The sequence below is a fragment of the Sphingosinicella sp. genome, from assembly GCF_052388015.1.
Lineage (GTDB): Bacteria > Pseudomonadota > Alphaproteobacteria > Sphingomonadales > Sphingomonadaceae > Allosphingosinicella.
In genome coordinates this window covers 1-9,149 of sequence record NZ_JBQTIN010000133.1, presented here as the reverse complement: position 1 = coordinate 9,149, position 9,149 = coordinate 1, and the positions used below count along the sequence as shown (strand labels likewise).

The following is a 9,149-nucleotide window of genomic DNA, read 5'->3' as shown; positions in this document are numbered from 1 at the left end:
TCGCCCGATTTGAGTTTGCGGATCATGCGAAGGAAACGTGCGGTCTCTCGCGAGGGTTCCTCAAGCCCCCTCGCTCTCGCGGACGACCAGTTGCTTTGCAGCCTTGCGCTCACGCTTCCAGAAGGCCCGCTTCCAGTCGCGCAGATGCTTCATTGCGGCGCGGGCGTCAGTTGTCCCTGGCGGACGTGCGCCATGGCTCAAGCCGCAGCGTAAATTGCGGGCCGATAACGCGCTTTGGGAATCGCCATGTTGTGGGCCTCGGCGGTTTCGATCCATCCTTCGATGGCGGTCCGCGCTTCGGCGACAGCCTCTTCCGGCGTGTCGCCGAGGGCCGCGCAGGACTTGAGATCAGGCACGTCCGCCACCCAGCACTCGTCGCGCGGGGACCAGAAGAGATTGATATGGTAATGCCTGTCCATCACTCGTCCATCGTAAGGCCGAACTCCTCCACGATATCAAGAAACTGGTCGATCTGGTAGGGCTTGGCCATCTTGCCGCGGGGCTGAACGTTCAAGGGACGCGTCACCGCCGGATGCTTGTAGATGTGATGGCTGCCCTTGATCCGGTCAAGATCGAAGCCGAACGCGCCCAGCACGCGCTGGAAATCGCCAAACTTCATCGCCTCGGGATTGGCGACGAGACGGGCGTAGAGTTTGGACGGCTTGACCATGGCTGCCTCTTTCGAACTGGCATCCTCCTACTAATCGCCGATCTGAATCGAGCGCAATGTCCCCATTCATGCATAACGGACTAAGCTCGTCGTCGCCCGCCCTGCCACTTCCGCTGGGTCTTGCCGAAGCGCATCTTGCGGGTCCCCGGCTTGCCCTCGTTGGCATGGCCGACGACCGGCGCGCGCTTCTGGCCGTCCGGGAGGCCGAGTTCGTCGGCTTCCAGCCGTCGGATCTCGTCGCGGAGGCGGCCGGCTTCCTCGAACTCCAGGTCGGCGGCCGCGGCGCGCATCCGCTTTTCGAGATCGTCGATATAGGCGCGCAGGTTGTGGCCGACGAGATGCGGCTTATCCTCGTCGCCGGTGTCAATCATTACGGAATCGCGGTTCGAGACGTCGGCGAGGATGTCGGCGATGTCGCGCTTGATCGTCGTCGGGGTGATGCCGTGGGCGGCGTTATACTCCTCCTGTTTCTCGCGGCGGCGGTCGGTCTCGCGCATCGCACGCTCGATCGAGCCGGTGATCCGGTCGGCATAGAGGATGACCTTGCCCTCGACGTTGCGGGCGGCGCGGCCGATCGTCTGGATCAAAGAGGTTTCGGAGCGCAGGAAGCCTTCCTTGTCCGCGTCGAGGATCGCGACCAGCCCGCATTCGGGAATGTCGAGCCCTTCGCGCAGCAGGTTGATGCCGACCAGCACGTCATAGACGCCGAGCCTGAGGTCGCGGATCAGCTCGATCCGCTCCAGCGTCTCGACGTCGCTGTGCATGTAGCGGACGCGCAGCCCCGCCTCGTGCAGGAACTCGGTCAGATCCTCCGCCATCCGCTTGGTGAGCGTGGTGACGAGGGTGCGATAGCCCTTGGCGGCGGTCGCCTTCGCCTCGGCGATCAGATCGTCGACCTGATCCTCGACCGGCTTGATCTCGACCGGCGGGTCGATGAGGCCGGTGGGGCGGATCACCTGCTCCGTGAACACGCCCGAGGCCTGCTCCATCTCCCACGGGCCCGGCGTCGCCGAGACCGCGATCGTCTGCGGGCGCATCACATCCCATTCGTTGAAGCGCAGCGGCCTGTTGTCGATGCAGCTCGGCAGGCGGAAGCCATATTCGGCCAGCGTGATCTTCCGCCGATGGTCGCCGCGCGCCATCGCGCCGATCTGCGGCACCGTCTGGTGGCTTTCGTCGACGAACAGCAAGGCGTTGTCGGGGAGATATTCGAACAGGGTCGGCGGCGGCTCGCCAGGCAGGCGGCCGGTGAGGAAGCGGCTGTAATTCTCGATGCCCGCGCACGAGCCGGTGGCGGCGATCATCTCGAGGTCGAAATTCGTCCGCTGCTCCAGGCGCTGCGCCTCCAAGAGCCGCCCTTCCGCCTGCAATTCCTTCAGCCGCTCGCCGAGCTCATGGCGGATCGCCTCCATCGCCTGCTTCATGGTCGGGCCGGGCGTCACATAGTGGCTGTTGGCGAACACCCGCACATAATCGAGGTTTGCCGTCTTCTTGCCGGTCAGCGGATCGAACTCGACGATCTCCTCGATCTCGTCGCCGAAGAAGGCGATCCGCCAGGCGCTGTCCTCATAATGGGACGGGAAGATTTCCAGGCTGTCGCCGCGGACCCGGAAATTGCCGCGGGCGAAAGCCTGGTCGTTGCGCTTGTACTGGAGCGCGACGAGCTTGCGGATGATCTCGCGCTGGTCGACGCTCTGGCCCTTCTTCAGATCGAAGATCATCGCCGAATAGGTTTCGACCGAGCCGATGCCGTAGATGCAGGAAACCGAGGCGACGATGATCACGTCGTCCCGCTCCAGCAGCGACCGGGTCGCCGAATGCCGCATCCGGTCGATCGCCTCGTTCACCGAGCTTTCCTTCTCGATGTAGGTGTCGGAGCGCGGGACGTAGGCCTCGGGCTGGTAGTAATCGTAATAGCTGACGAAGAACTCGACCGCATTGTCGGGGAAGAAGCTCTTGAACTCCCCATAGAGCTGGGCGGCGAGGATCTTGTTGGGCGCCAGCACCAAAGCCGGCCGCTGCAGCGTCTCGATCACCTGGGCGGCGGTATAGGTCTTGCCCGAGCCGGTGACGCCGAGCAGCACCTGGGTCTTCTCGCCCGCGCGAATCTGCTCGACCAGCTCGGCGATCGCCTGCGGCTGGTCGCCGGCCGGCTGGTAATCGGAAACGATCCTGAACGCCTTGCCGCCCTCCACTTTCTCCGGCCGCTGCGGGCGGTGGGGGACAAAGCTCTGGCCGGTTTCCGGCTCGTCGAGACTGGTGCGAATCTGGATCGCCATGTTCCCGATATGGTCGCACAGGCGGAGCCGCGCAACGCCTGGGCGATGGACAGGCCGACCCTTTTCGGACAGAGACCCGCCCACCGGGCAGAGGCCCGCCGCGAAGGGAGATCGACATGAAGAAGTTTGCGTTGCTGGCGCCGGGCACGGCCTTGCTCTTCGCCTGCTCCGGCGGACCTCTCGGCGGCGGCGGGGTCACGCTTCAACCCGGCATGTGGGAGATGACGGTCCAGTTCACGACGATCGACATGCCCGGTGCGCCTCCGGGCGCGACGGAAGCGATGCGGGCGATCATGGGCCAGCCGCAGACCCGCTCCAACTGCATGACGCCGGAGCAGGCCGCCAATCCGGCCGGCACCATCGGGGCGCCGGAAGGCGCCGCCCAGAGCGCCGGCTGCCAGTTCGATCCGAACGGATATGCCAACGGCACGATCAATGTGCGCGGCACCTGCACCAATCCGACCCGCGGCAATATGCAGGTGACGATGACCGGCAGCTACACCGCCACCACGATGGAAGCGACGCTCAACCAGACAATGACCGCGCCCCCAGGGACGCAGGGGCCGCAGTCGATTCGGCTGGAAGGCCGAATGACGGCGCGGCGCAGCGGCGACTGCCCGGCCGGCGCGGCCGCCGGCAACAGCGTCGGCTAGGCTGCCCCGGGGCCTTTTCGCGGCGCTCGCTCTGCTCGCCGGCTGCGGCGAGCGGGCGAGCGAACCACCCGCCGAGCCGCCGCGCATGGTTCCCGGTCTTTGGGAGATCCGCAGCGCCGTCACGGGCGCGCGCGCGCCCGAGCTGCCGATCGTGATGCGCGACCGGCTGATCGGGCCGCGTCCGACGCGGAGGATCTGCATCACGCCCGAGCAAGCCGCGCGCGCCGACGCGACCTTCCTAGCCCAGCGGCCGGGCGACTGCGTCCAGCGCGGCGTGACCCTTGAGGGCGGCCGGCTGACCGGTGCGATGGTCTGCCGCGAGCGCGGCCTGCCGCCAAGCGTCGTCGCGCTCGACGGCCGCTATGGACCGGACCGCTACGTTCTGCGCATGGAAATGACCAGCCCGCTGCCGGACGGAACAGTGATCGCGCTCGACGTGGTCACGGTCGGCCAGCGGACCGGGGGTTGCGAGGGAGGAAGAGAATGATCGGTTACGTCACCGTCGGATCGAACGACATGGCGAAAGCGCGGGACTATTATGACGCGCTGCTGGGCAGCATCGGCGCCAGGCGGCTGATGGAGTTTCCGGACGATTGGGGCGGCTTCACGATGTGGGGGACGGACTGGGGCAAGCCGGGGATCGCGGTGACGACGCCCTACAACAAGCAGGCTGCGGTGCCCGGCAACGGCAATATGGCGGCGATCGTGATGGACAGCCGGGCCAAGGTCGACGCCTTCTACGCCAAGGCGTTGGAGCTCGGTGGAACCGATGAGGGCGCGCCCGGCGTGCGCGGCGAGGAAGGAAATCGCGCCTTCTACGGCGCTTATTTCCGCGACCCCGAGGGCAACAAGTTCTGCGCCTTCCGGATCGGCCCCGCCGAGCCTAACGCATGAAAGTCCGGGTGATCGCCAATCGGGGCGGCGGCGCGTTCATCCGGAGCGACGATCTCGAAGACCGGCTCCGCGCCGCGTTCGAGGCCGCGCGGGTCGAGGCGGATATCCACCTGGTCGAAGCCGACGGGATCGCGGAGGCCTTCGCCGATGCGGTGCAGGCGCCGCGGCTCGACGCGGTGGTCGCGGCGGGCGGCGACGGCACGGTGAGTTGCGCCGCCGGCCATCTCGCGGGCACGCAGCGGCCGCTTGGCCTGCTGCCGCTCGGCACGCTCAACCATCTCGCCCGCGACGCCGGCATAACCGCCGATCTCGACGCCGCCGCTGCGGTAATCGCGGTCGGCCATGCCCGGCCGATCGACGTCGCCGAGGTCAACGGCCGGGTGTTCGTCAACAATAGCGGCGTCGGCCTCTATCCCGACATGGTCCGCTTTCGCGGGGCGGAGCAGGAGCAGGGGCGATCGAAACGGCTGGCGATGCTGTCGGCGAGCCTGCGCGCGCTGCGCTCGTTCAGAAGGCGGCGGCTGTGGATCAGCGCGCCGGGGGTCGAGACGCCGATCCGCACGCCTTTGCTCTTCGTCGGCAACAATCGTTATCGGGCCAGCCTGTTCGCGCTCGGTCACCGCGAAACGCTGGATGCGGGCGAGCTTTCGCTACACGCGGTGCGGGCGCGGAGCCGGGCGCACCTCTTCTGGGCCGGGCTGAGGGGGCTGATCGGCCGGCTCGACCAGCAGCGCGATTTCGTCACCATCTATGCGGACCGTGCCACGATCTCCTCCGACCGGCCGCATCTCACCATTTCCGCCGACGGCGAGACCTTCACGATGGAGACGCCGCTGGAATATCGGATCCGGCCGAAAGCGCTGCGGCTGATCGTGCCGGCGCCCGCGCCTCAATAATTGCGGTGGTAGCGCAGGTTGACGTTGGTGCCGGACTGGGTGCCGAACTGCGACAAAAGGCTGAGCGTCCGCGACAATGAAATCTCGACCTGGGTCGCGGTGAAGCCCTTCGCGTCGGTGATGATCTCCACATAGATATCGTTGGAGAGGTACATGCCGGCCGAGACGGCGGTGCCGCGGCCGGTGGCGCTGTCGGCGTCGAGGATGCGGATGCGGCTGAAGCCGGTCGCCGAGCGCAGCGCGCCGAGCGGATTGAGCCCGCCGCCGCCGCCGCCGCGCAGGCTGTTCAGCGAAGCGGCGAGCTGCACCGCCTGGATCGCCGAAATCTCGGTCACCGAGCTGCCGAACAGGATGCGCGCGACCACCTCCTCCTGCGGCAGGCTGGGCGAGGAGGTGAAGGCGATCTGCGGGAACTGGGCGCTGCCCGACACGTCGATGCCGACCTCGACATCGTCGACGATGCTGGTCGCCTCGAGATCGATGCGCGGATTGGGCGGGCGCTGACCGGAGAAGGAGATATGGCCGCGCTCGACCCGGAAGCGGCGGCCGGCGACGCTCAAGTCGCCGCGGATCAGGTCGAGCTCGCCGACGATCGCCGGGGTCGCGGTGGTGCCCTGGACGCGCAGGTCCGCCGACCATTCGGATTCGAGCCCCATGCCGCCGACGTGGACGCGGCGGTCGGCGCGCAGACGCAGGTCCAGCCCCCAGATGCTCGGCACGCCCTGCTCGACCACCAGCTGGTCGGCCGGCCGGAGCGGCTCGCCGCGGCGGCGGACGCCGGCGAGCTGGCGCACCTCGGCCGCCGCTTGCCGGACGAACTCGTAGCGCACCTCGCCCAGCGCCAGCTCGCCGGAAATGCGCGCCCCCTCGGCGTTGTTGACGATCGCAAGCGTGCCGGTCGCGGTCGCGCCGAGATCGTCGGAGCGGGCGAGCTGGGCGTTTTCGAAGCGCATCCGCAGGTCGATCGGGAAGCGGCGGGAGGCTGCGAGGCCGATGGTGCCGCTGCCGGTCACTGTGCCCTGGCCTGCCCTTCCGTTGAACTGCTCGAGGCGGAGCGTCGAGCCGTCGAAGCGGCCGAGCAGGGCGAGGCTGGTGATCCGGGTGCCATATTGCTCGTTCTGGTAGGACAGGCTGGTGGCGCGGACGAGGCCGGCGAATCGCGGGCTTTTCACCTCGCCGCTGAAGTCGGCGCCGATCGCGATGCCGCCCGAGATCTGATGGCCGGGCAGGTTGGCGAAGGACATCGGCACCTCGGCCGGCCCGTTATAGCGGATGCCGCCGCCCAGCGGGGCGGAGAGCAGCCGATCGCGCCAGGTTCCGGCCTGCGGTCCCAGCGGCCGCAAGGTCGCCTGCGCCCGGCCGATGATCGCGCCGCCCCGGCGGATGATCGCCGCCGCCGCGCCGCCTTCGGGCCGCAAATTGCCGGCGAAGGCCATGTCGACCGGGACCGAGCGGGTCGCGATCCCCGTGCGGGTGAAGCCTTGAATCGCGAGCCGCGCCTCGGCGCGCGGGAAGCTCTCCCCCGAGGCCTGCGCGAAATCGAGGCTGCCCGTCGCCCGCCCGCCGGCGCCAAGCCCGGGCGAGAAGGCGTTGAGGATTGAGAGGTCCAGGTCGTCGAGCCGCGACTGGATGATCAGGCCGTCGCCCCACAGACCGGCGAGGCGGACCCGGCCTTCGCGCATCGCCACCGTCACCGGAGCCAGCCGCCAGTTGCCGTTCTCCCGCGTGATCTGGGCTGGTTCGGCGAAGCGGAACGGGATGTTGTTGACTTGGCCCTGCAAGGCCGCGCGGATCAGCCGCGGCGCCAGCGCGGCATTGCCCGCAATGCGGAACGAAACACCGCGCCTCCCTTCCGCGAACATCTGCGCGGTGCCGGATCCGCCCTGATAATTGACCCTGACCCGCGCCCGATCGAGGAAGAGGTCACCGGCGGCGAGGCCGGCGAGCTGGGCGTCGCCGACGATCTCCGGCGCGTCCGGGTAGAGGATGATGCGCGCGTTCACGAGGCCGCGCTGGAGCAGGATCGGGTTCCGCTCCGGCGTCGCGGCGCCATTGGCGGTCGCGGCGACGTCGATCCGCTGATAGCGGCCGGCGGCGGCGAGCTGGACCGTGCCGTCCAGCCCCTGCCCGGTCATCCTGAGCGTGCCGGCGAACGGGCCGGCGGCGGTGCGGACGAGCCGGCCGGCGAAGTCGATCCCGGCGAGGGTCAGCCGGTTGACCGCGATCGTCATCGGGCCGCGATTGGCGAGGATGACGACGTCGGCGTTGAACGGGCCGTAAGCCGATTCACCAGTCGCGCGGACCGCCCAGCCGCCGGCGGTCGCGCGGACCGTGGCGTCGACATTGGCGAGGCCGATGCCGAAGCCGGGATTGGCGGCGGCGAGGCGGATATTCGGCGCGCTCGCCGTGCCGGTGAGCCGCACGCCGAGCGGCCCATAGGCCTGGCTCACGCCGGCAAGCCTGAGGTCGAGCCCGCCGTTCGCCGCATAGGTGCCGCCGCCCGAAGTGACGCGCAGCAATGGCGAGGCGAGTCTGACGTCGTTCACCCGCACCAGACCGGACGGCAGGACAGCGATATTGGCGGTCGCCGTCATCGGCCCACCGAGCAGATCGGCGATAGAGCTGTTCGTGATCCGCCGGCTGCGCGCCGCGACCCGGCCGGTGAGCCCGAAGCCCTGGATGGTGCGCACCATGTCGAAGCGGGTCTGGACGTCGAACAGGCCGACGCTCTCGACCCGATAGTCGTTCACCCGGCCGTTGACCGCGGCGAGATAGCGGCCGCGCGACAGATCGAAGGCGAGCGCGAGCGTCGCGTCGACGCGGTCGGCGCGGAGCCGCATATTGTCGGACACCAGCCGCGTCCCGGTGATGCCGAGCTCGCCGTCGAGCGCGACATTGGCGATGGTCCCGCCGGCAAGGGTGTCGAAGCCGAGGATGCGGCTCGCCTGGGCGGAGACAGGAACGATGATGTCGTCCGCATTGACCCGCGCCGAGCCGACCGCGCGCAGACCCTCGATCGTCGTGCCGGCCATCGTCAGCCGGGCGGCGCGCAGGTCGTAGGCGACGCTGGGTGTCGCGAAGGCGCCGTTGAGGATCATCGCGATCTGGACATCGCGCCCCGACAAATCGGGCGCGATGGCGCCGGGCTCAGTGAGGCGCGCCGCGAGGCGGAGATTCTCGAAGCGGTTCTGACCCAGATCGACGAGTCCCTCGGCGGCGATCGCGGCGGCGCGGCTCGAGGCACGCAAACGGATGTCGACCCGGCGCTGGTCGAGCGTCGCGGTCAGGCTCATCATCGTCGACGGGCCGGCCAGCCGCTCGACCGGGCCGCGCAGGATCAGATCGGGGCGCAGCGGACCTTGCAGCGTGAAAGTGCCGTTGCGCGCCACGACCGAGAGGTTCGCCAGCGCCTGGCCACCCAAAGCGGCGCGGGCGCGGCCCTGCCAGCTCATCCAGTCGCCCCCGCCGCCGACTTGGGCGACGACCGCGCGGTCGGTCCCGATCAACCCGGCGATGAAGCCGTCGGCCGGGCCCAAAGCGGCGAGCTGCATGTCGAGCCGGTTCGAGTCCGGCACCGCGTCGAGGATCAGGGCCAGCCGATCGCCGCCGGCAAGCCCCGGCGCGCGAAGCGTGCCGGCGAGCAAGGTCGCCTGGGCGCGGCCCTCGGCGATCCTGAGGTTGCCGTCGAGGCCGAGCAGATGCCGCCGCCCGGTGACCGCGGGATCGATCAGCAGCCGGCCGAGCCGCAATCGCCCGA

General features: G+C 68.9%; 8 protein-coding genes. 4 read left to right on the top strand and 4 right to left on the bottom strand.

Annotation, left to right across the window (positions count from 1 at the left end; translation table 11 throughout):
• Positions 1 to 197: 197 nt before the first annotated feature.
• The 3 genes from ACT4N3_RS11385 to uvrB form a co-directional block, all read right to left on the bottom strand.
• A complete protein-coding gene (locus tag ACT4N3_RS11385; RefSeq protein ID WP_444855340.1) occupies positions 198 to 419 on the bottom strand; it encodes a type II toxin-antitoxin system HicB family antitoxin in 222 nt (73 codons plus the stop codon).
• Complete coding sequence (locus ACT4N3_RS11380; protein ID WP_444855339.1) at positions 419 to 670, bottom strand: type II toxin-antitoxin system HicA family toxin; 252 nt, start codon at positions 668 to 670, stop codon at positions 419 to 421. Before ACT4N3_RS11380 ends, ACT4N3_RS11385 begins: the two co-directional genes overlap by 1 nt.
• 80 nt (positions 671 to 750) lie before the next feature.
• Positions 751 to 2,949: an excinuclease ABC subunit UvrB gene (uvrB, locus tag ACT4N3_RS11375; RefSeq protein ID WP_444855338.1), complete on the bottom strand. Its 2,199-nt coding sequence runs from the start codon at positions 2,947 to 2,949 to the stop codon at positions 751 to 753.
• A 116-nt stretch (positions 2,950 to 3,065) separates the two neighbouring features.
• Here uvrB and ACT4N3_RS11370 point away from each other — a divergent pair, with 116 nt between their 5' ends.
• The 4 genes from ACT4N3_RS11370 (at position 3,066) to ACT4N3_RS11355 (ending at position 5,392) form a co-directional block, all read left to right on the top strand.
• Positions 3,066 to 3,602: a DUF3617 domain-containing protein gene (locus tag ACT4N3_RS11370; protein ID WP_444855337.1), complete on the top strand. Its 537-nt coding sequence runs from the start codon at positions 3,066 to 3,068 to the stop codon at positions 3,600 to 3,602.
• Positions 3,603 to 3,687: 85 nt separating this feature from the next.
• Positions 3,688 to 4,089 carry a DUF3617 domain-containing protein gene (locus ACT4N3_RS11365; RefSeq protein ID WP_444855336.1) on the top strand — a complete coding sequence of 134 codons (402 nt, stop codon included), beginning with the start codon at positions 3,688 to 3,690 and terminating at the stop codon, positions 4,087 to 4,089.
• Positions 4,086 to 4,496: a VOC family protein gene (locus tag ACT4N3_RS11360; RefSeq protein ID WP_444855335.1), complete on the top strand. Its 411-nt coding sequence runs from the start codon at positions 4,086 to 4,088 to the stop codon at positions 4,494 to 4,496. The genes ACT4N3_RS11365 and ACT4N3_RS11360 overlap by 4 nt, the downstream gene beginning before the upstream one ends.
• A gap of 8 nt (positions 4,497 to 4,504) precedes the next feature.
• Positions 4,505 to 5,392, top strand: a complete 888-nt coding sequence (locus ACT4N3_RS11355) for a diacylglycerol/lipid kinase family protein (RefSeq protein ID WP_444855334.1) — start codon at positions 4,505 to 4,507, stop codon at positions 5,390 to 5,392.
• Here the strand turns inward: ACT4N3_RS11355 and ACT4N3_RS11350 are convergent.
• On the bottom strand, positions 5,386 to 9,149 hold a 3,764-nt coding region (locus ACT4N3_RS11350; RefSeq protein ID WP_444855333.1), incomplete at its 5' end, for a translocation/assembly module TamB domain-containing protein. The genes ACT4N3_RS11355 and ACT4N3_RS11350 overlap by 7 nt on opposite strands.

Bases quoted from the DNA above. Each gene is read 5' to 3' on its own strand.
- ACT4N3_RS11360 (WP_444855335.1), top strand. From the start codon at position 4,086: ATGATCGGTTACGTCACCGTCGGATCGAACGACATGGCGAAAGCGCGG.
- ACT4N3_RS11385 (WP_444855340.1), bottom strand. From the start codon at position 419: ATGGACAGGCATTACCATATCAATCTCTTCTGGTCCCCGCGCGACGAG.
- ACT4N3_RS11380 (WP_444855339.1), bottom strand. From the start codon at position 670: ATGGTCAAGCCGTCCAAACTCTACGCCCGTCTCGTCGCCAATCCCGAG.
- ACT4N3_RS11370 (WP_444855337.1), top strand. From the start codon at position 3,066: ATGAAGAAGTTTGCGTTGCTGGCGCCGGGCACGGCCTTGCTCTTCGCC.
- uvrB (WP_444855338.1), bottom strand. From the start codon at position 2,949: ATGGCGATCCAGATTCGCACCAGTCTCGACGAGCCGGAAACCGGCCAG.
- ACT4N3_RS11365 (WP_444855336.1), top strand. From the start codon at position 3,688: ATGGTTCCCGGTCTTTGGGAGATCCGCAGCGCCGTCACGGGCGCGCGC.